General features: G+C 32.8%; 20 protein-coding genes. 13 read left to right on the top strand and 7 right to left on the bottom strand.

Annotation, left to right across the window (positions count from 1 at the left end):
• Nucleotides 1–171: 171 nt before the first annotated feature.
• Nucleotides 172–729: an ExbD/TolR family protein gene (locus ACVCXO_RS13065; RefSeq protein ID WP_452230032.1), complete on the top strand. Its 558-nt coding sequence runs from the start codon at nt 172–174 to the stop codon at nt 727–729.
• Nucleotides 730–965: 236 nt separating this feature from the next.
• Here ACVCXO_RS13065 and ACVCXO_RS13070 read toward each other — a convergent pair whose 3' ends face one another.
• Both ACVCXO_RS13070 and ACVCXO_RS13075 read right to left on the bottom strand, forming a co-directional pair.
• On the bottom strand, nt 966–3,128 hold the full coding sequence (locus ACVCXO_RS13070; protein ID WP_452230033.1) for a S9 family peptidase: 2,163 nt from the start codon (nt 3,126–3,128) through the stop codon (nt 966–968).
• 396 nt (nt 3,129–3,524) lie between these two features.
• On the bottom strand, nt 3,525–5,444 hold the full coding sequence (locus ACVCXO_RS13075) for an alpha-ketoacid dehydrogenase subunit alpha/beta (RefSeq protein WP_452230185.1): 1,920 nt from the start codon (nt 5,442–5,444) through the stop codon (nt 3,525–3,527).
• A 195-nt stretch (nt 5,445–5,639) separates the two neighbouring features.
• On the opposite strand from ACVCXO_RS13075, the gene ACVCXO_RS13080 reads away from it, so the two are divergent.
• The 5 genes from ACVCXO_RS13080 to ACVCXO_RS13100 all read left to right on the top strand — a co-directional run bounded on the left by ACVCXO_RS13080 (nt 5,640) and on the right by ACVCXO_RS13100 (nt 9,707).
• Complete coding sequence (locus ACVCXO_RS13080) at nt 5,640–6,590, top strand: isopenicillin N synthase family dioxygenase (RefSeq protein ID WP_452230034.1); 951 nt, start codon at nt 5,640–5,642, stop codon at nt 6,588–6,590.
• A gap of 71 nt (nt 6,591–6,661) precedes the next feature.
• A complete protein-coding gene (locus ACVCXO_RS13085) occupies nt 6,662–6,991 on the top strand; it encodes a translation initiation factor (RefSeq protein ID WP_452230035.1) in 330 nt (109 codons plus the stop codon).
• Nucleotides 6,992–7,933 (top strand): DUF1835 domain-containing protein, encoded by a 942-nt coding sequence (locus tag ACVCXO_RS13090; protein ID WP_452230036.1) that lies wholly within the window; start codon nt 6,992–6,994, stop codon nt 7,931–7,933.
• Nucleotides 7,923–8,795, top strand: a complete 873-nt coding sequence (locus ACVCXO_RS13095) for a nucleoside phosphorylase (RefSeq protein WP_452230037.1) — start codon at nt 7,923–7,925, stop codon at nt 8,793–8,795. The genes ACVCXO_RS13090 and ACVCXO_RS13095 overlap by 11 nt, the downstream gene beginning before the upstream one ends.
• A 57-nt stretch (nt 8,796–8,852) precedes the next feature.
• The gene (locus ACVCXO_RS13100) at nt 8,853–9,707 is read left to right on the top strand and encodes a substrate-binding domain-containing protein (protein ID WP_452230038.1); all 855 of its coding nucleotides are present in this window, start codon (nt 8,853–8,855) and stop codon (nt 9,705–9,707) included.
• Between the two features lie 283 nt (nt 9,708–9,990).
• Here ACVCXO_RS13100 and ACVCXO_RS13105 read toward each other — a convergent pair whose 3' ends face one another.
• Nucleotides 9,991–10,656, bottom strand: coding sequence for a uracil-DNA glycosylase (locus ACVCXO_RS13105; protein WP_452230039.1), 666 nt, complete (start codon nt 10,654–10,656; stop codon nt 9,991–9,993).
• Between the two features lie 76 nt (nt 10,657–10,732).
• Between ACVCXO_RS13105 and ACVCXO_RS13110 the strand changes: the two genes are divergently transcribed.
• The 3 genes from ACVCXO_RS13110 to ACVCXO_RS13120 all read left to right on the top strand — a co-directional run bounded on the left by ACVCXO_RS13110 (nt 10,733) and on the right by ACVCXO_RS13120 (nt 14,244).
• Nucleotides 10,733–12,226, top strand: a complete 1,494-nt coding sequence (locus ACVCXO_RS13110; protein ID WP_452230040.1) for a YfcC family protein — start codon at nt 10,733–10,735, stop codon at nt 12,224–12,226.
• 144 nt (nt 12,227–12,370) lie between these two features.
• Nucleotides 12,371–13,294 (top strand): hypothetical protein, encoded by a 924-nt coding sequence (locus tag ACVCXO_RS13115; protein WP_452230041.1) that lies wholly within the window; start codon nt 12,371–12,373, stop codon nt 13,292–13,294.
• A 128-nt stretch (nt 13,295–13,422) separates the two neighbouring features.
• Nucleotides 13,423–14,244, top strand: coding sequence for a hypothetical protein (locus ACVCXO_RS13120; protein WP_452230042.1), 822 nt, complete (start codon nt 13,423–13,425; stop codon nt 14,242–14,244).
• Between the two features lie 112 nt (nt 14,245–14,356).
• Here ACVCXO_RS13120 and ACVCXO_RS13125 read toward each other — a convergent pair whose 3' ends face one another.
• Complete coding sequence (locus tag ACVCXO_RS13125; RefSeq protein ID WP_452230043.1) at nt 14,357–15,376, bottom strand: hypothetical protein; 1,020 nt, start codon at nt 15,374–15,376, stop codon at nt 14,357–14,359.
• A 406-nt stretch (nt 15,377–15,782) separates the two neighbouring features.
• Here ACVCXO_RS13125 and ACVCXO_RS13130 point away from each other — a divergent pair, with 406 nt between their 5' ends.
• Nucleotides 15,783–16,739: a hypothetical protein gene (locus ACVCXO_RS13130; RefSeq protein WP_452230044.1), complete on the top strand. Its 957-nt coding sequence runs from the start codon at nt 15,783–15,785 to the stop codon at nt 16,737–16,739.
• Between the two features lie 201 nt (nt 16,740–16,940).
• On the opposite strand, the gene ACVCXO_RS13135 is transcribed toward ACVCXO_RS13130, so the two are convergent.
• Nucleotides 16,941–17,492 (bottom strand): mycothiol transferase, encoded by a 552-nt coding sequence (locus tag ACVCXO_RS13135; RefSeq protein ID WP_452230045.1) that lies wholly within the window; start codon nt 17,490–17,492, stop codon nt 16,941–16,943.
• A 269-nt stretch (nt 17,493–17,761) separates the two neighbouring features.
• Here ACVCXO_RS13135 and ACVCXO_RS13140 point away from each other — a divergent pair, with 269 nt between their 5' ends.
• The 3 genes from ACVCXO_RS13140 (at nt 17,762) to ACVCXO_RS13150 (ending at nt 21,471) form a co-directional block, all read left to right on the top strand.
• Nucleotides 17,762–17,947, top strand: coding sequence for a hypothetical protein (locus ACVCXO_RS13140; protein WP_452230046.1), 186 nt, complete (start codon nt 17,762–17,764; stop codon nt 17,945–17,947).
• Nucleotides 17,948–18,337: 390 nt separating this feature from the next.
• The gene (locus ACVCXO_RS13145; RefSeq protein WP_452230047.1) at nt 18,338–19,834 is read left to right on the top strand and encodes a hypothetical protein; all 1,497 of its coding nucleotides are present in this window, start codon (nt 18,338–18,340) and stop codon (nt 19,832–19,834) included.
• Nucleotides 19,835–19,908: 74 nt separating this feature from the next.
• Nucleotides 19,909–21,471, top strand: a complete 1,563-nt coding sequence (locus ACVCXO_RS13150; protein ID WP_452230048.1) for a leucine-rich repeat domain-containing protein — start codon at nt 19,909–19,911, stop codon at nt 21,469–21,471.
• Between the two features lie 332 nt (nt 21,472–21,803).
• Here the strand turns inward: ACVCXO_RS13150 and ACVCXO_RS13155 are convergent, their stop codons facing one another.
• Together ACVCXO_RS13155 and ACVCXO_RS13160 are read right to left on the bottom strand one after the other, a co-directional pair.
• Nucleotides 21,804–22,292, bottom strand: coding sequence for a hypothetical protein (locus ACVCXO_RS13155; RefSeq protein WP_452230049.1), 489 nt, complete (start codon nt 22,290–22,292; stop codon nt 21,804–21,806).
• 10 nt (nt 22,293–22,302) lie between these two features.
• Nucleotides 22,303–22,563: a hypothetical protein gene (locus tag ACVCXO_RS13160; protein WP_452230050.1), complete on the bottom strand. Its 261-nt coding sequence runs from the start codon at nt 22,561–22,563 to the stop codon at nt 22,303–22,305.
• Nucleotides 22,564–22,585 lie beyond the last annotated feature (22 nt).

Consider the following 22,585-nt stretch of genomic DNA (forward strand, 5'->3'; position numbering starts at 1 on the left):
CTGGAAGAAAGAGGAGTTAAAGCAATTAAGTTGAAAAGCATCTTTTACACTAACTCTCCGATTCCGTAAAAACGGAACCACACCAGTAAAGACTTTAATCTTGCTATGTACAAGAATTACGGTATTGTTTTTGTGAATAGCTACATCTATTAATCTTAAATATTTACTAGCATGAGATACTCAAAATCTTCACCAACAGTAAATGCAGGTTCTATGGCAGACATTGCATTTTTATTATTAATCTTCTTTTTAGTAACCACCACAATAGCTTCCGATGAAGGCATAAACAGGAAATTACCCAGAGAATGTCCACCAAATGTGAATTGTTCTGTAGATTTAAACGAACGAAATGTATTGCGAATTGTTCTAAATGGAAAAGATGAAATTCTTATTGAAAATGAATTAGTACCCCTTCAAAAGGTGAAAAATGTAACCAAAGATTTTATTGATAATAATGGAGAAAATACTTGTTTGTATTGCAACGGAAAACAATTAGTTCATGGTTCAGACAAACCTACCGAAGCTGTTATTTCTCTTCAAAATGATAGAAGTACAAGCTATAACCTTTTTGTACAAGTACAAGATGAAATCACAAAAGCATATTATGAATTACGAAGCACCTACAGTAAAAATAAATTCCGCAAAACAGAAGACAAATTAACGCCGAGAGAAATGAAGGAAATTAGAGAAGCTTATCCTTTTAGAATAAGTGAAGCAGAGACGAAATAAGGAGAGAAGAATGGTTTTATCCTTGTTTTAAATTAAGAAAATTGCTTCGCATTTTAAGCCAAACTCTCCGAATTTATTTTCAATAAATCCACCTCTCTTTACCTAAAGCGAGGAGCACATTCTAATTATATTTGCGAGTTACCAAACACTTTCGTTTAACAGTAGTTGCAATTCCAAAAAAAAAAAAAAAAGCCTAGATTAAAAATCTAGGCTTTTACATATATTGGTATTACTATTTACTCTGTGATTCCTTCCAAATCCAAGAAAAAACTATACATTAAAGCAGTACGTTTATATCGCTCGAATCTCCCAGAAGCACCTCCATGTCCATTTTCCATATTACAGTCCATAAGCAATAGATTATCATCTGTTTTTAAGGCTCGTAATTTTGCAATCCATTTTGCAGGTTCCCAATATTGTACTTGACTATCCCAATATCCCGTTGTTATTAATATATTAGGATATGCTTTTGCTTCCACATTATCATAAGGCGAATAGGATTTCATATAATCGTAGTATTCTTTAATTTTCGGATTTCCCCATTCGTCAAATTCAAAAGTAGTTAACGGAATAGATTCATCTAGCATTGTAGAAACAATATCAACAAAAGGCACTGCTGCTACTACGCCATTCCATAATTCTGGTTTCATATTCAAAATTGCTCCCATTAATAACCCTCCTGCACTTCCACCCATAGCATATAGATGATCGCTATTGGTATATCCTTCGGTTATTAAAAACTCGCCACAATCTATAAAATCGGTAAAGGTGTTTTTCTTTTTTAATAGTTTCCCGTTTTCATACCACTGGCGTCCCATTTCTTGTCCGCCACGAATATGCGCAATCGCGTACACAAATCCACGATCTAATAAACTTAAACGCGAAGAATTAAAATCAGCATCCATACTAGCGCCGTAAGAACCATATGCATACAGCAATAACGGATTCTTTCCGTTTTTATCTAAGCCTTTTTTATAGACTATAGAAACTGGAATTTGCGTACCATCTTTAGCGGTAGCAAATTTACGCTCAGAAACATAGTTATCGCTTGAAAAATTAGGATCTAGAACTTCTTGTTGTTTTAAAACTACCGAAGTTTTGGTGTCCATATCATATTCAAAATCGGTATCTGGAGTGGTTAACGAAGAGTAATTATATCGCAATATATTGGTATCAAAATCTAAATTAGAAGTTATATACGCTAGATAGGCAGGATCGTTAAAAGGAATGTAATGCTCCTCTCCTTTCCATTTTTTAACGCGAATATTAATTAATCCAGCTTTACGCTCTTCTACAACTAAGTAATTTTTAAAAAGTTCATAACCCTGAAGATAAACATCACTTCTATGCGGAATAACATCGACCCAATTTTCTTTTGTAGTCTTTGAAACTGGTGTTTTTACTAATTTAAAATTTTTAGCATCTAAATTGGTACGAATATAAAAATGGTCTTCAAAATGATCTGCTTGATATTCTAAAACTTTTTCACGAGGCTGAATTACTTTCCAATCCCCATTTGGTGTATTGGCATCTAGGTATTGCATTTCAGTAGATAGCGTTTGCATACTCCCAATAAATATATAGGCTTTAGATTTAGATTTCCAAACAAAACATCTGTAGGTATCCTCTTTTTCTTCAAAAACCAGCTCGTCTTGTGCTTGATCTGTACCTAAAACATGCTTAAAAATTTTATTCGAGCGTAATGTTTCTGGATCTTTTGTGGAATAAAAAATAGTTTTATTATCATTAGCCCAAGTTGCGCCACCACTAGTATTACTTAATTTATCTGCTAAGAGTTTTCCTGTTTTTAAATCTTTAAAATAGATCGTGTATTGACGTCTTGAAATAGTATCAATAGCAAAAGCTATTCGCTCATTATTCGGACTCACAGCTTGAGGGCCAAAACCATAATAAGCAAATCCTTTTGCCATTTCTGGTCCGTGAAGCATAATTTCTTCTGTAGCATTTTCTGCAACTTTCTTTCTGCAATATAAAGCGTAATCTCCTCCTTCTTCATATCGTGTATAATAGGAATACCCATTATCTGTTACTGGAACGGAGGCATCGTCTTTTTTAATCCTACTAACCATTTCATCATAAAGTTTTTCTTGAAACGCATCGGTATGCGCCATAGTTTTAGCTGTATATTCATTTTCTTGATGTAAATAATCTAAAACATCTTGCGTTTGTGCATCTGGAGTTTCTGCATTTTTTTGTGCATCACTTAAACGCATCCAGAAATAGTTATCTGTTCTAGAGTCACCGTGTGTGATTATTTCTTTCGGGATTATTTTAGCGACAGGAGCTTCTGTAGTTTTCTGTCCCATAAGTTCTTCTTTGTTTTTGCAGCCAACAAAAACGAACAAAAAAGCAAATAGATAATAGATAGGTGTTTTCATATTATATAAGGGGGATTAATATTTCAAATAAATTTAGTGAATTAATAATAAAAAAAAATGTAATTCATTAAAAATCAAGTATAAACACGTGTTTCTAATAACATTTACTACAGAATCTATTTCCTGTTTATAAAAAGAAAGACATTATTATAACAAAAATAAAAACCAACAGACATACCCTTGACTTTTAGTTTTTAGGGCTTCTTTACTTTTATTATCAAAACCATGCGCTCTAAATCTTTCTAGTTCAGATCGAGAAAAAGGCTCTTCTTTATATTTAGGTGTAGGCGTAAAAAAAGGCAAAAAGAAAAAAACCATCCACTCTTCATGCGTGAGTGCTGCCTTTTTTCTTTTTACCTCGTTTTCTTATTTTTAATCTTTATTACTTTCCAAAATCTAATACGCCAACAACTTCAGCAATTCTCCTTCAAACTTATCACGTGATAAATATTGATCTTCTAACTGATTGATAAACGGAATTGGTGTTTCCATACTAGCCACACGTTTTACTGGAGCATCTAATTCTTCAAAGCAATTTTCCATAATTAAGGCTGAAATATCACTTGCTATTCCACCAAAAAGAGAATCTTCTTGCAAGATAATTGCTTTACCCGTTTTCTTTACGGAAGCATAAATAGCTTCGGTATCTAAAGGTTGCAGTGAGCGTAAATCGATAACATCTGCTTGTATATTGCTATGTTTATCTAGAGTATTTAAAGCCCAATGTACTGCTGCGCCATAAGAGATTACAGTAACGTCATTTCCTTCTCTTAAAAGAGAAGCTTTACCAAGTGGTAATGTAAAATAATCGGTTGGTACTTCTTGACGAATACTTCTATATAAAGCTTTGTGCTCAAAGAATAACACAGGATTAGGGTCGTTAATTGCGGTTGCCAAAAGTCCTTTAGCATCATAAGGAAACGCTGGATAAACTACTTTTAAACCTGGTGTTTTAGTAAACCAAGCTTCATTGGTTTGGCTATGAAAAGGTCCTGCAGCAACTCCTGCTCCACAAGGCATTCTTAGCACAACATCTGCATTTTGATTCCATCTGTAATGGCTTTTTGCTAAATAATTTACCACAGGATTAAATCCGGAAGTAACAAAATCTGCAAACTGCATTTCTACAACACTTTTAATTCCTGCTATAGAAAGTCCCATTGCTGCTTCTACAATTGCAGATTCACAGATTGGTGTGTTGCGCACTCTATCTTTACCAAAGGCTTCTACAAAACCATCTGTAATTTTAAAAGCGCCACCATATTCTGCGATGTCTTGTCCCATGATTACTAAATCATCATGACGTTCCATGCTTTGTTTTAAACCTTCGGAAATAGCATCAATTAAACGTAGTTCTTCCGACTTCGTATTTGGTATAATTTCTTGATATTCAAAATCTTGATATACATCACTTAACTCTTCACTTTCCGAAGCAACAATAGCTTCTTCCGCACCTGCTTGATCTAAAGCTTCATTTATTTCGTGTATGATTTCTTTCTTTAGGGCGACCTCAAAAGCTTCGTCTATAATACCTTCATTTTTTAAAAATTCTTGATAATTTTCTAAAGGATCTTTCTTTGCCCAAGCATCTAATAAATCTTGAGGCACGTATTTTGTTCCGCTAGCTTCCTCATGTCCGCGCATTCTAAAGGTCTTAAATTCTAGTAAAATAGGACGAGGATTTTTACGCATGTCTTCCGCTAAAGCGTTCACTTTAGTATATACTTCTAAAATATTATTTCCATCAAGGATATGACTTTCCATACCATAACCTAAAGCGCGATCTGCTAAATCCTTGCAATTATATTGCTCGCTAGTTGGTGTAGATAAGCCATAACCGTTATTCTCTATGCAAAATAAAACAGGCAATTGCCAAACAGAAGCTACATTTAAAGCCTCGTGAAAATCTCCTTCACTAGTTCCGCCTTCTCCAGTAAAAACAGCGGTAACTTGATTTTTATTTTGTAATTTACTTGCCAAAGCAATACCATCTGCAACCCCTAATTGCGGACCAAGATGTGAGATCATACCCACAATATTATATTCTTGTGTTCCAAAGTGAAAACTACGGTCTCTACCTTTTGTAAATCCGCTAGCCTTACCTTGCCATTGTGCAAAAAGCCTGAATAATGGGATTTCCCGCGTTGTAAAAACAGCAAGATTTCTGTGCATGGGTAAAATATACTCTTCTGCTAACATGGCTTTTGTAACCCCAACAGAAATAGCTTCTTGACCAATACCAGAAAACCATTTAGAGATTTTTCCTTGTCTTAATAAAATGAGCATCTTCTCCTCTATCAGCCTAGGCTTGAGCATACTCTTATATAAATCGATTAAGGTTTCCTTTTTTAAACCTTCTTTATTGTAGCTAATTATAGCTTTAGAAAACGTTTCCAATACCTTTATTTTTATATATCAAATGTAAGTAATTTTTAATGTTATGCCACTTTTTAGTTTAATTTTACTCAAGATTTTCGTTACATTTGTAATTCGACTTATAAAATAATGATTATGGATAGAATACCTAGTGTGAACCTGAACGACTTTGTTTCAGGAGATCCAGCAAAAAAGCAAAAATTTGTAGAAGAAATTGGTAAAGCTTATGAAGACATAGGTTTTGTTGCGCTTAAAGGACATTTTTTAGACGATACTTTAGTAGATAATTTATACGGAGAAGTAAAAAATTTCTTTGACCTTCCTGTAGAAACGAAACGTAGTTATGAAGTACCAGGTATTGGCGGACAACGTGGTTATATTTCTTTTGGAAAAGAAAGTGCTAAAGGAAAAAAAGAAGGTGATTTAAAAGAGTTTTGGCATTTTGGACAGTTTGTAGAAAATGATCCAAAACTAGAAGCAGAATATCCTGCAAATGTTTCTGTTAACGAATTACCAGCATTTACCAAAACCGGTAAAGAGACCTATAGAATGTTAGAGAAAACGGCGAAATACGTTTTACGTGCTTTAGCTTTATACTTAAATTTAGAAGAAACCTATTTTGATAAATATATACATAATGGGAATTCTATTTTAAGACCAATTCACTATCCTCCTATTATTAATGAACCTAAAAATGCAGTTCGTGCAGCAGCACATGGTGACATTAATTTAATTACGCTTTTAATGGGAGCGCAAGGAAGAGGTTTACAAGTACAAAAGCATGATGGAGAATGGATAGATGCCATTGCAGAACCAGATGAATTAATGATAAATGTTGGAGACATGCTTTCTCGTCATACCAACAATAAACTAAAATCTACAATACACAGAGTAATAAACCCGCCAAGAGAACTTTGGGGAACTTCTCGCTATTCTATGCCGTTTTTCATGCATCCTATAAGTGATATGAAATTAGATGTATTAGAAAGCTGTATTGATGAAGATAACCCAAAGCAATATGAAGATATTACTGCTGGTGCATTTTTACATGAACGTCTTGTGGACTTAGGACTTATAAAAAAATAAGTAGGCAGTATTCAGTAGGCCGTGTTTACTCTAACACGCGACTGGAGACTGCCTACTAAACACTAAAAAATATGGATTTACAAGACCAACTTAAAAACTTGTTTCCAGATCATGTAGATGAAACTCCGAAAGAAGTAGATGCTAATAAAAATGATATTTGGCTTCAAGACGATCCTATTCTATGTAAATACGAAAAGCGTAAGGGAAAACCCATTACTATTTTAGAGGGATATACTGGAGCAACCGAAGATTTTAAAGCTTTAGCAAAAGAGCTTAAAACCAAACTAAGTGTTGGCGGAAGCTTTAAAGATGACAAAATTATCATTCAAGGGGATTATAGAGATAAAATTATGGCAATGCTTAAAGACAAAGGTTTTAATGTAAAACGAGTTGGCGGATAAATGACGGAGAACATCTTACATATTACTAATGGCGATAATCTAACTAGCTATTTAAGAGACCTAAGCTATCCAGGAGATTTTTTAACTTGGCACGAAATGTTGTGTGAAGGTCCGGCAAATCGACTGATTAATTCGGATGCATTTATAAAAGTTAGAAAAGACTTTTTAAAAGCATCTTATGCTATTGAAGTCGATGAAGCTCAATATAAAAAAGAACTACATAAGCTAGACGATACAGATAAATATACTGAAATTGTATTGTGGTTTGAATACGATTTATTTTGCCACATCAATATGTTGGCTGTGCTTAGTCTTTTAAATGAAAAGAAAATAAAAACACCAATTACTTTAGTTTGTAGTGGTAGAATTGCGAATGAAGATAGCCTAAAAGGTTTATGTGAACTTACGCCAGAGCAACTAGACAATCATTTTAAAAATAGAATAAAACTAAAGGAATCGGATAAAGATATCGCGGTTAGTATTTGGCAAATCTATTGTGGTACCGATCATAATTTATTGAAGAAATACATCACTAAAAAGTCCTCTTTTGAATATTTAGGTATTTGCCTGAAAGCGCATTTAGAACGTTTTCCAGATTCTAAAAACGGACTGAGTACTTTAGAACAAAATATTTTAAGCTTAATAGATAAGTACGAAATAAAATCGAAACATCATTTATTAGGATACGCTTTAAACTACCAAGGCTATTATGGGTTTGGCGATATACAATTAATGCGAATAATAGAAAACCTTGCGCTATTTTATATAGAAGAAAAGGACTCTATAAAGTTAAATAGAAAAGGACACGAAGTACTGCTTAATCATCATAATTTTGCTTCCGAAATAAATGATAATATGATTTATGGTAACGTAAACCGATTGGACTTTCAGTTTAACAAAAAAGAAAACAAACTTATAAAAACAATAACACATGGCAATTAAAGAATCGGAACTGATATTAAATCCTGACGGAAGTGTATATCATTTAAATTTAAAACCACAACATATTGCTAATGACATTATTTTTGTTGGAGATCAAGATCGAGTGGCAAAAATCACCGAGCATTTTGATAGTATTGAATTTTCTATTCAAAAAAGAGAGTTTAAAACCCAAACCGGAGTCTATAAAGGAAAACGAATTACTGTAATTTCTACAGGAATTGGTCCAGACAACATCGATATTGTACTTAATGAATTAGATGCTTTAGTAAATATCGATTTACAAACTAGAAAACCAAAAGAAATACTTACGAGTCTAAATATAGTGCGTATTGGTACTTCTGGCTCGCTTCAAAAAGATATTCCAGTAGATTCCTTTGTCATGAGTACGCATGGTTTAGACTTAAATGGCATGCTTCATTTTTACCAATTAAATAATATCACAAATCCAGAAATAGAAGATGCCTTTATTGCATTTACAAATTGGAGTGAAAATAAAGCAAGACCTATCCTTATAAATAACAGTAAAAAGTTAGAAGCCTTACTAGACAGCGATAAAATACATAAAGGAATCACAGCTACAGCTGGAGGATTTTATGGTCCGCAAGGTCGCGTTTTACGTTTACCACTCGCAGATACCGCATTAAATAACAAAATGGATACTTTTAATTTTAAGGGTTTTAGAGTTACCAACCTGGAAATGGAAACCTCTGTTATTTATGGTTTATCTAAGCTGCTTGGTCATCATGCTTTATCTGTGAACGCTATTATTGCAAACCGTGCAACTGGCGAATTTAGCGAAGATCCTAAGGCAGTAGTTAACAACCTGATAGAATATACTTTAAACAAAATAGTAGCGTATTAATTTCATTTCTGATTGTAACAGACAGGTTCTTGAAATGAACGCTTTCGCGGAAAAAATATGAAGACAGTAAAAATTGGTGGTGTACCAGAACATTTTAATTTAGCTTGGTACCTTACACTTAAAAATGGCGAATATAAAGACGAAGATATTAATCTTCGTTGGAAAGATTATTTTGGTGGTACCGGACAAATGTGTACAGCGCTTCGGGAAGGCGAAATAGATTTAGCGGTAATACTTACCGAAGGAATTATAAAAGATATCATTGACGGAAACCCAAGTACCATTGTACAAACCTTTGTAGAATCGCCATTAATTTGGGGAATTCACGTTGCAGAGCATTCCAATTATAAAACAGTAGAAGACTTAAAAGGAACCAAAGCTGCCATTAGTAGATATGGTTCTGGGTCGCATTTAATGGCGTACATTAATGCGCAAAAGAATAATTGGGACTTAGATAAAGATCTTGATTTTGAGGTTATTAAAAACTTAGATGGCGCTGTAGAAGGTCTAACCAACGACAAAGCCGATTACTTTATGTGGGAGAAATTTACCACGAAACCTTTAGTAGATGATGGTACCTTTAGACGTATCGCTAACTGCCCTTCGCCCTGGCCTTGTTTTGTTATTGCAGTAAGAACCGAGTTTTTAGAAAACAATAAAGACGATGTAAAAACCATTTTAGATATCATTAATAACACCACCAGTGAATTTAAAGATATTCCTTCTATCGATAAAACGATAGCGAATCGCTACGATCAAAAATTAGAAGATGTTCAAGAATGGTTAAGCTTAACCGAATGGTCGCAAGATGTTATAGACGAAAACACAATAGCTAACGTACAAGAAAAGTTGTTTGATTTAGATATCATTCCTGAAAAATGGAAATACAAACAATTAGTTACAAAACTATAAACCGCAAAATTCTACTAAGAGTGCGCATTTCAACCTTAAAAACCTGCTGTTTAACCACTTAATTATTTAAGACTGTTAATTTTTGTTAACTTTAATTAACTAAAATCGTATATTTGCCATCCAAACCTACAAATATTAAATTAGTTTCTTATGCTATCAACAATTACATTTCTTATTATTTCTTTAGTTTTAATCAACTTTATGCTATTAGCATTTAGTTGTAATAAAACAACAAAACGCTTAAAAGCTTTAGATAAAAACAAAGGCGTAGTTAGTGTAAGACCTACCAAGAAAGAGGTTTCAAGCCAACTTGCTCCAACTGGCAGTTAGTCTTACTAAAATGCTTATTACCAAACCAATATCCTCGATTAGCACTTAATGGAGAAGGATGACCTGAAGTTAAAATAGTATGCTTTTTTTCGTCTATCAACTTCGCTTTCTTTTTAGCAAATCCGCCCCATAGTAAAAACACCACATGCTCTTTTTCTGCACTTATTAACTTAATTACACTATCTGTAAACGTTTCCCAACCTTTTTTTTGATGACTTCCTGCTTGATGTGCTCTAACCGTTAATGTAGCATTTAATAATAAAACACCTTGTTTTCCCCAAGCTTCTAAATTACCAGAATTAGAAACTACATGTCCTACATCACTTTCCAACTCTTTATAAATATTTTTTAAAGAAGGCGGAATCGCAATACCAGCATTCACACTAAAACACAATCCATTCGCTTGACCCACATCATGATACGGATCTTGACCTATAATAACCACCTTCAAATCTTCAAAAGTACATATATTAAAGGCATTAAAAATAGCTTCCTTTTTAGGAAAGCATTCCTGATGTTTATATTCTTCCTCCACAAATGCCATTAAAGATTTAAAATATGGAGCATGAAACGTTTCGTTTAAATGTGCTTTCCAACTAGAATCTATATTATATTGCATCTTTTTATCCAAATTTTAAGAAAGTCTAAAATAATACTATCTTTAAACTTGATACCCTTTTTAGCATTTATTATATATGAAAAAATTAAAATTTCCATCTGCACAAACCATTTTATTTATAATAGCAGGATTAGTTACCCTACTAACTTGGGTCGTTCCAGCTGGTAAATACGAAACTTTAGGCTACAATAAAGACGATAATACATTCACTAGAATTAGCATAGATAATTCGGAAACCATTCCTGCAACGCAGGATAATTTAGAAACACTAAATATCAAGATTCCACTAGAGAAATTCACAAATGGCGATATTTACAAACCTATAAACATACCTAATACGTATCAGAAACTAGAATCCAAACCACAAGGTGTTTTAGCATTTATAAAATCACCAGTAAAAGGGATTATAGAGGCTGCAGACATCATTTTCCTTGTTTTAATTATTGGAGGTCTCATTGGTATTATTAATAGTACCGGTGCTTTTGATGCGGGAATAAACTGGCTCGCCAATGCATTTAAAGGGCGAGAGTTTATCCTTATTATTTTAGTTACCACATTGGTCGCAGCTGGAGGAACTACCTTTGGCTTTGCCGAAGAAACCATTGCCTTCTTCCCTATTCTAATTCCCGTGTTTTTAGCAGCAAAATATGATGCCATGGTTGGTATCGCTTGTATCTTTTTAGGAAGTTCTATCGGTACCATGTGTTCTACTATAAATCCGTTTAGTACGATTATAGCAAGTGATGCTGCAGGAATAGCGTGGACCACAGGACTTGGCGGAAGACTATTTATGTTAGTTACCTGCTTAACCATTGCATTAATATACATTATTCGCTATGGTAAACGTGTGCAAAAAGACCCTACAAAATCTATAATTTACGACCAACAAGAACAAATAGCAGCATTATTTTCGCATGGAGACGCAAAAATTATAGCATTTACAACCCGTTTACGTCTATCCTTAATTGTATTTGCCCTTTGCTTTATCATCATGATTTACGGCGTTGTTGCTCTAGAATGGTGGTTCGTAGAAATGACAGCAACCTTTTTAGTAGGCTCGATTCTTATTGGTTTTATTGCCAAAATTAAAGAAACAGATTTTATAGACACCTTTGTAAAAGGCGCAGGTGATTTATTAGGTGTTGCACTAATTATTGGTATTGCTCGCGGTGTAACCGTTATTATGGCCGACGGATTAATTAGTGATACCCTTTTACATTATGCAAGCTCGATGACGCAAGACATGAACAAAGGAATTTTTGCAAGTGCCATGACTGCAGTCTACGCCGGACTTTCCTTTTTTATTCCAAGTAGTTCTGGTATGGCAGTTTTAACCATGCCAATCATGTCGCCATTAGCAGATAGCGTTGGTATTGGTAGAGAAATTGTAGTAAATGCATATCAATACGGTATGGGACTTTTCTATTTTGTGAATCCTACAGGTTTAATTTTAGCCTCGCTAGCAGTAGTAAAAGTTGGTTTCAACAAATGGTTAAAATTCGTGATGCCTTTATTCATCATACTAATAGTCTTTACTTTAATAGTTATGACCGTTTCTAGCTATTTGTAAATAACGCTTTCGCGGAATCGATTCCGTTAGCATAAAACGAGTTTATTAATATCCTATTTCTTAGTCGCTACAGTGTTTTTTGTACTGTAGTTTCATAGGATTAAAAAGCTTTCACGACTAATCTGCACACTAATTGGAATAACTATGCATAAACTTTTAATTATATTATTACTAGCAATCACTTGCATTTCTTGTAAAAACACAGAGAAACAAAAAGCAGAAAGCATTGTAAAAGCAGAATACACCGAAATAACAAACCACCAATATCATTTATTTGCACCTACTAAAAACACAAAAAAAGTAGTCGTGCTTTTTGGCGGATATCCAGAAACACCAGAAGATATTAAACGGGAATTCAAAATCCTCGATCTCGCAAAAGAAAAGAATATCGCCGTTCTTTATATGAACTACAATCAAAAATTGTGGTTAGAAGAAAACGAAAAGCAAACACTTGCCAAACGACTACAAAACATATATCTAGAGAATAAACTTCCGACAAATGAAACGTATATTGGCGGATTTTCAAGTGGTGGAAACGTTGCTGTATTAATGAGTGCTTTCCTAACCGAAAATAAAAATTTTCAGATAGTACCAAAAGGTGTTTTTATAGTAGACTCCCCAATAGACTTAGTTGCGTTGTATATAAGTTCCGAAAAAAACATAGAAAGAAATTTTTCAGAACCTGCAATACAAGAATCCAAGTGGATCATTGCAACCTTAGAAGATAATTTTGGAACGCCTGAAACGAATCTATCGCAATATGAAAAACATGCGATTTATACTTCAAAAACAAATACAATTACCAATTGGAATAGTTTAAAAAACACAAAAATTCGATTATACACCGAACCAGATACACTTTGGTGGCAAGAAAATAGAAAAGCAGATTACGACCAAATGAACGCCTACTACATTCAAAAGCTTTCTGAAAGTCTTAAAAATGCAGGATTTAAGCATATACAATACATACCAACAGAAAATAAAGGATATAGATCGAACGGAGAAAGACATCCACATAGTTGGTCTATCATTGACAAAAAGGATTTCATAGCTTGGATCATGGAATAAGAACAACATAAACCGACTTAAAAAAGCGCAAACTCCCATTTGTGCTTTTTGCTTTTAAATTGGTAAAATATTAAGATTATTCCTTCCTTAAAATTGAATAGCTTATACTACTTTTGCGCTTAAAAAAAATGATAGAATTCCTATTCTTAGTGAAATTAGTGGTAGCCATTACATTTGTTATTGGCTTGTCTTATCTTGCTGAGAATGTGAGTCCGAAAGTTGCAGGAATCTTATCTGGATATCCAACAGGTTCTGCGATCACTTTATTCTTCTTCGGATTAGAAGTAAGTCCGGAATACGCTGCAAAAAGTGCCGTATTTAATATGATTGGTTTAACTGCAGCTTTAACCTTTGTATATGTGTATTATAGAGCATCTACCTACTTTAAAAAGCACACCATTCTCCTATCCTCTTTAACTGCAATACTTGCCTATTTTGTAATGGTAGCAGTATTACAACATTTGGAACTCAATAAATATATCGCCATATTAATACCAATTTCTTTTTCATTTCTATGTATATATCTTTTTAGAGATATTCAAAATATTAGCATTCAAACCAAAGCAAAAATTAATTTTAGAATTCTATTTGTTCGTGCCTTTTTTGCTGCTTTAATCATTTTATTAATTACCACCGTTCCAAAATTTGTTGGTCCTACTTGGGCAGGACTTTTTTCCGCCTTTCCTACTACTCTATTTCCGTTAATGATAATCATTCACTTTACCTATTCTAAAGAACATGTGCATACCATTATTAAAAATGTTCCCATAGGTATGTTTTCCTTGATTATTTATTCCTTAACCATATCTATTGTATATCCGTTGTATGGCATCTATCTAGGAACCCTGATTTCCTTTGGTGCAGCTACTTTATATTTATTGGTGTATACCAAAATAAAAAGTTGGATAGATAATCGTTCTCACTTAAAAGAATCTAGTAGTGCTACTTAAAAAAAAACTATAGTTTTTTTATAAATAGAAAGAACCTAGATCCAAAGAACTTCAAGAAGATTTGCCTAGTAAAAGCAATTTCAGAATAAAAAAAAGGTTAATTAAGTGCTTTTTAAAATTCCAACTTATCAATAAATTCGCCTTTTAGCAAAGTATATTGCGCTTTTTTATTACCTTCTGTATCATAAATTAAAAAGGTACCATTACCATCTTTTAAGGTTCCGTGATCCAACTCGTTTCCTTGTGCATCCAACATCGCAATAACACGCATTAATTTATCTGCTACCCAGAAAAGCTTCATATTTAATTTTCCGTCTTCATAATAGATAGTGTTCATACCGTCTTTAATTCTCCTAGAAGTTGTGATACTTAAAATTTCGTAAACCTGTCCGTTAGGATGATATACTTTCTTTTCAAAAGGTTCTTCGCTACTACCATCGTAAGAGAAAGATTCTGTTATACTTTTATCCGAATTGTAAAATTTCATTTCTCCCACAACCAAACCATTTACATAGGTTTCATCTCTATACAGATAGGCTTCGCCATCTTCCGGATTTACAATTACTCGCATTAAACCATCTTCTTTATCATCTATAAAATTGTTTTCCAACGTAAAAATATTCCCGCCTTCTATTTCTATTCTTTTACTAGGTCCGTTACGCTTTCCTTTTTTATAGTTTATTTCTAACGTAGTATTTCCTTTTTTATCATAGTGTTTCCATAAACCTTCTTTCAAGTCGTTTGTATAATTTCCGGTCATAGAAACTTGGTTAGCATCGTGGTAATGCTTCCAGAGTCCAGATTTCTCAAATGCTTTATTATACATGCCTTCTATTTCCACATAATCCTTCCCTTTATGCACCCTAAATTCAGTATACACATAGGTATCATAATTAAACAGTGCATGCTGATTGGTAGCTTGATAATTATTGGTATAACGCCATTCCCCTTTCGGCTTTCCTTCCGCATCATGACTCACATTTTTAATCGTAACATCCTGTTGAGTTCGAACGCCAAGCCAATCTGGCAAGAATATAGCAGTCTGTGCGGAAAGACTTTCGGCTAATAATAAAAACGAAATAATAGTGGTAACGAAAAATACCTTAGACATTTTAATACGTAGTAAATTCATTTTATAAATGTGTTTCTTCCTAAATTAGAAATTACCAAACGTTTCCTATAAAACGCTTATCGGATTACAAAATAATAAAATATTTGTTGTCAACGGACTTTCTTCCTCATAATAATAAAGGAAATTTTTCCTGGATGTAAACCGTTTAAAAATTTATTGTTTCCGACTTCAAAAAACACCATTTTAAAATTCACAATCTAAAGAATAGGTCATGATACATCTTATGAATATCTAGTACAAACCGGTTAGCCTTATACCGCAACCAATTAATAAAACACAAACCAAAGTTTGTGTTTTTTTGTTTATAAGTAAATGCATAATAGTGCGAACTCCCGAATTTATAATACCATGAATTGTTATACTTTTGATGGTCTGCTAGCAGGTAAAAACAAACGCTATATTCAAAATGGAATTACTTATACTTTATACTGGTTTTTTACTTGCAGCCTATGCAGTAATAGGAAATGATGTTATACAAACATTAGGGACTTTTATTTCTTCCAATAACAAAACACATTGGACGGTGCTTTGGGGATTTGCCGGTATTATTTTATCTGCCACTTTAATTTTTGGTTGGTATATGTATGATGGCGACGTCTCTTACCAAAGATTAAATAGCATTACCCTTCCCGAAACCTTAAAATGGTGGCATTTAATAGCACCTCTTGCCTTATTAGTAATTACTCGTTTCGGTATCCCAGTGAGTACCACATTTATGATTCTTAGTGTTTTTTCTAGTCAGCAATTTATTGAGAAAATGATTCTAAAATCGGTGTATGGTTATGGTATTTCTGTGATTACGGCCTTTTTAATTTATCTTTTAATTGCCCAAAAACTAGAATCTAAAGCCTCTTTAGAAAAAGTACACAAAACCAATCAAAAACGTTTTTGGATTGTGGCACAATGGGCTTCCACGGCTTTTTTATGGTCGCAATGGCTTATTCAGGATTTTGCAAACATCTATGTTTTCCTACCACGAAGATTATCCATTTGGGAATTACTTGGTTCATTAGTAGTCATTTTATCTATTATGGCATATATTTTCAAAAACCGCGGTGGTAAAATTCAAGAAATGGTGAATCAGAAAGTAAATACTAGAAATATTCGTTCTGCAACCATCATTGACCTCTTTTATGGTATTATTCTATTTATATACGGAAACTATAATGCGATACCAATGAGCACCACTTGGACTTTTATTGGTATTCTTGCCGGACGAGAAATAGCAATAAACTACCTGCTTAATAAAGGAAAATTAAAAAGTTCGTACCAACTCATTGCTAATGATTTTGCAAAAGTAAGTCTTGGTCTTGCCATTAGTATTTCTATCGTGTACTTGATTCAATTAATCAAAACCTTCTAAAAAAGGAAATTATATTTTAAAAATAATTTGCAAAACACGTAACAAAAATATAACCGAATATCCGTAAATTTTCCTTTAAATGGAATAGCAGGAATGCTTATACGTTTTAGAAGTTAACCAAAGACACCGAAAATTACAAAGCGCAAATTGGTGTTTGCAATCACAATATAGTTCTGCACATTTAAAACGAAGCTGCCTGTATTACTGTGTGGGAAATCTTTTCGAAATTAATTTTATTTGTCCCAAATGGTGCGCTTGATGTTCCATCACGTGAAACCAAGCCCAATGGGTATCTTTAGTCCACCAATCATCATTTCTCAGCTTAAATTCTTGCAATGTTTTCTTTCGTACTTTTTTATAGATATCTAAGTAATAACGTATTGGTTTTTCTTTTAATATTTCTCTAGAATCATCTAGGTTGATCGCCATTTCTAACATTTTTTTTTCTTCCTCATTATATGCATTAAAAACATCGGCGCCGAAGGAAGTTTCCTGATAAGCTGCCTCTACAGCTGATAGATGCATAATAATTGCACCTACCGAGTTTGCTTTGTCGTCAAAATGAAAATCTGTTTCCATTTGATTGTATCTTTTTGTATAGGTAATAATGTCACTTTTTAAATTTTCTAGCATATAAACCATAACACCTATTTGTGTGTCGTAGCCTTTTTTACTATTTATCTCTTGTGCGCTTAAAGAAGCTGTAGATATGAATAGAATACCGACTAGCATTCTTTTAAAAAATGTTTTCATGTGTTTAATAGTGTATTGCTTAGTTCTTAAAAGGAGTTCTTTTCTCTTTCTCTTTTGCAAACGCATTTTCATATAGTTTGTTGTTTATCTATTCGTATAAAATATATTTCTATACTTTAGAAAAGAACACAACTAGCCACTAGTTTAGTAAAAGATACTTCGTAAGTAAAAGATACAAGCATTTGTTATTTAACGAATTGGTACTAATTAGAAAGAAATTATGTAACAAATTTAAAAATAGACATACCAATTATTAAAACATAAATAAAATGAAAAAAACAACAAAAAGAAAAGCACTACTTCTTATACCTCTTGGAATGTTCGTAATTGCAGCTTCACAGGTGTTTTCTCATTATTTCGCATTACCAGATTTTGCAAAAGGTTCCTTCGTTGGAATAGGAATTGGAGTATTGCTAGTAGCAACAATTTACAGAAATTTTAGAACTGTTAAATAGATCTTTCTGTCGGCTTTCGAAAGCGGACTTTTGATTTCATTTATGGAACTGGAAAAGTATTTTAGAACTTGTCTCTCTTTTATTCTTTCGGATTAGATCTTCCATTTATTAGAAGATAAACTTGAGCCACATAAAAAAAATTACTACGCTCCTAGCATTGCTAATGGTATGCATGACCTTATGGCAAAGCAAAAAACAGGGACCATATTCGGTATCAAGAATTACTATCTGCAAAAAAACCACGTAGAAACACGTATTGTAAACCGTTTTCTAAAATAGTAATTTCACCATAGCTATTTTCATGTGGAATATACTTGAATTCCAGACGCTTCAAAAAACAAGTAAAACAACATATTATATATCCTGTTTGGCATAATTAAAATAAAACCTATGAAAAAAATAATAACTTTTATCCTTTTAATAAGCTTCTTTACTGTTTGCAGTCAAAACCAATCTAGAGATGTTTTATTTCTAAAAAATGGTAGTATTATAAAAGGTTCTATTATAGAAATGAATCCAACAACTGGCATTAAAATTAAAACAGCAGATGGCTCTCTATTTGTTTATAAAATGGAAGAAATTTTAAAAACGGAAAAAGAAGAGATTACTACGAAACAGGAACCAATACAAGAATCATCAGGAGTAAGTCAATTGGACCTTGAAAATGTTTTCAGACCTTATTTATTAAAAAAAAGATCCGATTTAGAATTTATTGGTATCACTAAAGTGAATGGCATAAAAAGAACGTTTTATGGACAACAGATTTACGAAATTGAATATGAATTATTAATAGAAACTACTACCGATATTTATATACGCGTTGAAAATTCAAGAGATGACCTCGTGCACAGTGGCGACTTTTTACTAGACTTTTCATATGCATTAGAATCCAAGCCTGGAACCGAGTTACTTGAAAAAGGAAAAAGAGTATTATTTACAGGAGCCGTTGGTTTTGAAGAAACAGATAATGGATGGAGAAACGGAGATTTTATTCCTGAAAATTACAAAATTGTTGCTTCCGATTATTTAACACCGGAAATTCGAAAAAGGCAAGCGGAAGAAAAAGCGATAGCTATTGCTTTATTAAAAAAAGAATTGGATTGGCAGCAACCAGATGCCGCACCTGTTTCTTTTGTTTCTAAGCACCTAAAAACCGATAATGTACCATTGTTTGGTAAAACGTATTCCAAGTATACTTTAAAAAAATCTTCCGACTATTCCGGAAGAAATGAGGTTGTAAACCAAGTTCAGAAAATATTCTATTCTGCAGTATCTAAAACGAATAGGCATACAGAGATAGAAGAAGATATATTTAACAGTTCCCAAAACAAAGAAATTGCAGAATTTAGTATTCAAAATGCAACATTTGAATTTAGCGAAACAGGATATCAATGTAAACTCTACCTGAAAGCTAAAATAAATGGCACCTATACAGAGCCTCAAAATGTACCTTTTCATTATGATTTAACTATTGCGGGAATAAGCAAATCATATAATAAAAAAATGAATAAAAGAGAGGCATTAACTTCGGCTTTAAGCGATTTAAATACCAACGTTTCGTCTTTCGTTTTAAGGTATAAACCAATACGTTTAGAGTTACAAAAAATAGTAACTAACAAACGAGGTAAAGCAAATCAAGTAATCTTCAAAAAACCAGAACTATTTATTGCTACTCAAAGAATAAAGTTTGAAGTACTAAACGCTAATAATTTATCTATAACACCTGGTACATCCATGTCTTACAACAATAGCATTGGAGAATGTTTATTTAAAGGCGAAATTATTGGCGATGAAATTATTTGTGAAATAAGAGGTAATAAAAACAAGAAAGAATTTATTAAGTACCTAGAGAATACGGATGCATTGATTGGTATATCCAAATACTAACTTCAAAGCTTCCATTAAAAAAAAAGAAAAACTAGAGATAAGCCAAAACTTAATTAATCCAAAAACAAAAAAATATGCCATTTAAACTTCAAAACATCTTTTTACTATTCCTATTTTTATATAGTACATCCGTTATTTCGCAGCGAGCAAGCTCTAAAACAGCTTCTTCTGTCTATTTTGTAATCCCTTCTTACAACATTGACAAAACCAATCCCAATACATTCAAATATTCTTTTGCTATGGGGAAAACGAGTTTTAAGAAACCTAAGTCCTTTGAAACCGACGAAGTTTGTGTGTCTGCTGGAAGTAATAATGTGTTAAAAGACGCTAAAAAAATAAAAGTATATCAATATAGTGTTGAAGCAGAAATAAAAGATGCTTTTCTTATCATTGAAACACCCAAAGGCGAAATAATTTCCGCCGAAAAATTCCGCGGTTATAAAAACACAAACAGCTTAATGAATGAAACTGTCGAACTATTCTATGGCGACGGCAAATGCTATTGGTCCACTAAAGTTTTGGAAATGGCATGGAAAGAAGACCAAGACGTTTGGAAAAAAGAAAAACAGAAAAATATTAAGGCGTTTATTTTTGAAAAGGCACAAAGAAGTGCAAATTCCAAGTTTAATTTTGGTTATCAATCTTATTCGCTTCCTGTGTATACCGGTAAAGGAGGCAAAGGAAATGATTATAGTTCCTTAGATAACGCACAAAAGCAAGCACTTGCTGTGTACAACCAAATAGCTAGCGAAGGCACAATTACCCAAAAGGCCATCGACCAACTTATGGTTCCTGTTACTACTTGGTTACAAACTATGGACGAAGTTAATTTAGACGACAAAAAGGCAAAGATTAACGCAAAAGTAGCACGCGGTTTATATATCAATTTAGCTTCCGCATACTTTCATATGAACGATTTAGATAACTCCTTAAAATACATAGAACTTCATGGGGAAACGTATAAAAACGCTACTATTAAAGTTACAGATTCAGACATAAATAATCTTTCTAGACTTATCTCTGAACAACAAAAAGGAATAGCGGAAAACCCAAATTTATCAAATGATTTTGAGGCTTTGAATCTAAAGTATAAAGGTATGGGCACAGCCAATATCCAGATAAAAGATGTAGGAGAAGATATGGCTAGTGAACTAGCAGCTCGCGAACATTTGTATGCTAAAGACAATAAAAAGCAAGCCGATATTGCTGCCAATGGAGGAAGTATTTACAAAACCAACATTAAACAAGGTCAATATGGATCAACATTAGTCATGATGTCTATCTATGATGGCGATTTAAATACGTTTCCTTTAGAAGTTACACAATTGGATGTAGATGGATTAGTGTTTTCTGGTGGTTATTCTTTTACAAGCATTCCTGTAGAAATAGGTAATATGACCAACCTTAAGGAAATCAATCTTTCGTCAAGTGCTGTTTCTAGTATTCCTGAGGAGATTGGTAATCTAACCAATTTGAAAAAATTAAACTTAAGTTGGACTAAGATTAGTACACTTCCCGAATCCATTAAAAATTTGAAAAACCTGAAAGTATTGAATATTAAGAAAACTAGAATTTCTCCTGCCGAATTAGAAAAGATTCAATCCTGGTTACCAAAAGGATGCAAGGTAAAAGCCTAAAATAGTCGCTTTCGCGGAAAACATTTAGGAGGATTTTTCTTAGAACTATTCTGAAAAAGATTAAATACATAAATTCTTAAAGTACAAACTTCGGTTTGTGCTTTTTTTGTTTTTTATAAAGGCATAGCAATACCGTTTACCAAATTCGAATATCATGTACGGTTATACTTTAACTAGTGAAAATTTAAAATACAAGTAGTTATACGTATTGCAAACCATTATTTTAAATGGTAATTTAGCTTTCAACACTTTACAATACTTTAGTAAAAAAAACTTTTGTGTGTAATGCCAGAAAAATCCGAACTAACAAGAAAAAAAAAGACGAAAACAATTTAGTTTTCGTCTTCAGGTTTAATAAATTCGGACTGATATTTTTCTAAAAACTTTTTCTGTCTTGCAAGCATTTGTTGCCTTAATTTATCAATGTCCATAAAGTCATTACCAAAATTGCTTCCCAAAAAATCATCATTAAAGAAATGTTTGCTAAAAAGGGAATCTGGAGAAAAAACATCTTCAAATCCTTGATTTTCGAATCCTGAATAGTTTGAGAAAAAACGTGATTTAAAAGATTCTATTAAGCTATCTTTACCTGACAATGAGAGATTATCGAACCTATCATTGGAAGACCAAGAATAAATGCTATCGTACCTAATTAAATTTCCGTTTTCATCCAATTCTTTATCAACTTTCCAAGCCCCTTTAGGCTCTTCAACTATATAAGTCTTATTTTCTTCTTTTTCAACTTTTTGGTTTTCATTTTCTTGTCCTTTACAACTAACGCTTAACAAGCCAACCAGCAACAATAAAACATACTTTTTCATCACTATAGTTTTAAGTTAAACTTAATTTTGGGTTTGTTATAAATGTTTTTAACAAACCACCAGTTTCTATCATTTTAATCAATCTATTTTGGTGGAACACTTCTGATTTTCGTTCCCCATTTTTATACCAAATACATTCCAAATAACTGTCATTATCAACCAAACCGAATATGGAATCCTTTTTTGGAACATATTTAATTACTTGCATTTTCGGAGAGGTAAGTTTTCCTTTAACTTTTACCCATTCCCCAGATTTAAACTTTCTTGGCATATCCATAAAATTTTAAAGAATT

It is taken from the genome of Lacinutrix sp. MEBiC02404 (genome assembly GCF_053601575.1).

Coding starts and splice junctions, on each gene's coding strand:
- ACVCXO_RS13065 (WP_452230032.1), top strand. CDS start 172: ATGAGATACTCAAAATCTTCACCAACAGTAAATGCAGGTTCTATGGCA.
- ACVCXO_RS13070 (WP_452230033.1), bottom strand. CDS start 3,128: ATGAAAACACCTATCTATTATCTATTTGCTTTTTTGTTCGTTTTTGTT.
- ACVCXO_RS13075 (WP_452230185.1), bottom strand. CDS start 5,444: ATGCTCAAGCCTAGGCTGATAGAGGAGAAGATGCTCATTTTATTAAGA.
- ACVCXO_RS13080 (WP_452230034.1), top strand. CDS start 5,640: ATGGATAGAATACCTAGTGTGAACCTGAACGACTTTGTTTCAGGAGAT.
- ACVCXO_RS13085 (WP_452230035.1), top strand. CDS start 6,662: ATGGATTTACAAGACCAACTTAAAAACTTGTTTCCAGATCATGTAGAT.
- ACVCXO_RS13090 (WP_452230036.1), top strand. CDS start 6,992: ATGACGGAGAACATCTTACATATTACTAATGGCGATAATCTAACTAGC.
- ACVCXO_RS13095 (WP_452230037.1), top strand. CDS start 7,923: ATGGCAATTAAAGAATCGGAACTGATATTAAATCCTGACGGAAGTGTA.
- ACVCXO_RS13100 (WP_452230038.1), top strand. CDS start 8,853: ATGAAGACAGTAAAAATTGGTGGTGTACCAGAACATTTTAATTTAGCT.
- ACVCXO_RS13105 (WP_452230039.1), bottom strand. CDS start 10,656: ATGCAATATAATATAGATTCTAGTTGGAAAGCACATTTAAACGAAACG.
- ACVCXO_RS13110 (WP_452230040.1), top strand. CDS start 10,733: ATGAAAAAATTAAAATTTCCATCTGCACAAACCATTTTATTTATAATA.
- ACVCXO_RS13115 (WP_452230041.1), top strand. CDS start 12,371: ATGCATAAACTTTTAATTATATTATTACTAGCAATCACTTGCATTTCT.
- ACVCXO_RS13120 (WP_452230042.1), top strand. CDS start 13,423: ATGATAGAATTCCTATTCTTAGTGAAATTAGTGGTAGCCATTACATTT.
- ACVCXO_RS13125 (WP_452230043.1), bottom strand. CDS start 15,376: ATGAATTTACTACGTATTAAAATGTCTAAGGTATTTTTCGTTACCACT.
- ACVCXO_RS13130 (WP_452230044.1), top strand. CDS start 15,783: ATGGAATTACTTATACTTTATACTGGTTTTTTACTTGCAGCCTATGCA.
- ACVCXO_RS13135 (WP_452230045.1), bottom strand. CDS start 17,492: ATGAAAACATTTTTTAAAAGAATGCTAGTCGGTATTCTATTCATATCT.
- ACVCXO_RS13140 (WP_452230046.1), top strand. CDS start 17,762: ATGAAAAAAACAACAAAAAGAAAAGCACTACTTCTTATACCTCTTGGA.
- ACVCXO_RS13145 (WP_452230047.1), top strand. CDS start 18,338: ATGAAAAAAATAATAACTTTTATCCTTTTAATAAGCTTCTTTACTGTT.
- ACVCXO_RS13150 (WP_452230048.1), top strand. CDS start 19,909: ATGCCATTTAAACTTCAAAACATCTTTTTACTATTCCTATTTTTATAT.
- ACVCXO_RS13155 (WP_452230049.1), bottom strand. CDS start 22,292: ATGAAAAAGTATGTTTTATTGTTGCTGGTTGGCTTGTTAAGCGTTAGT.
- ACVCXO_RS13160 (WP_452230050.1), bottom strand. CDS start 22,563: ATGCCAAGAAAGTTTAAATCTGGGGAATGGGTAAAAGTTAAAGGAAAA.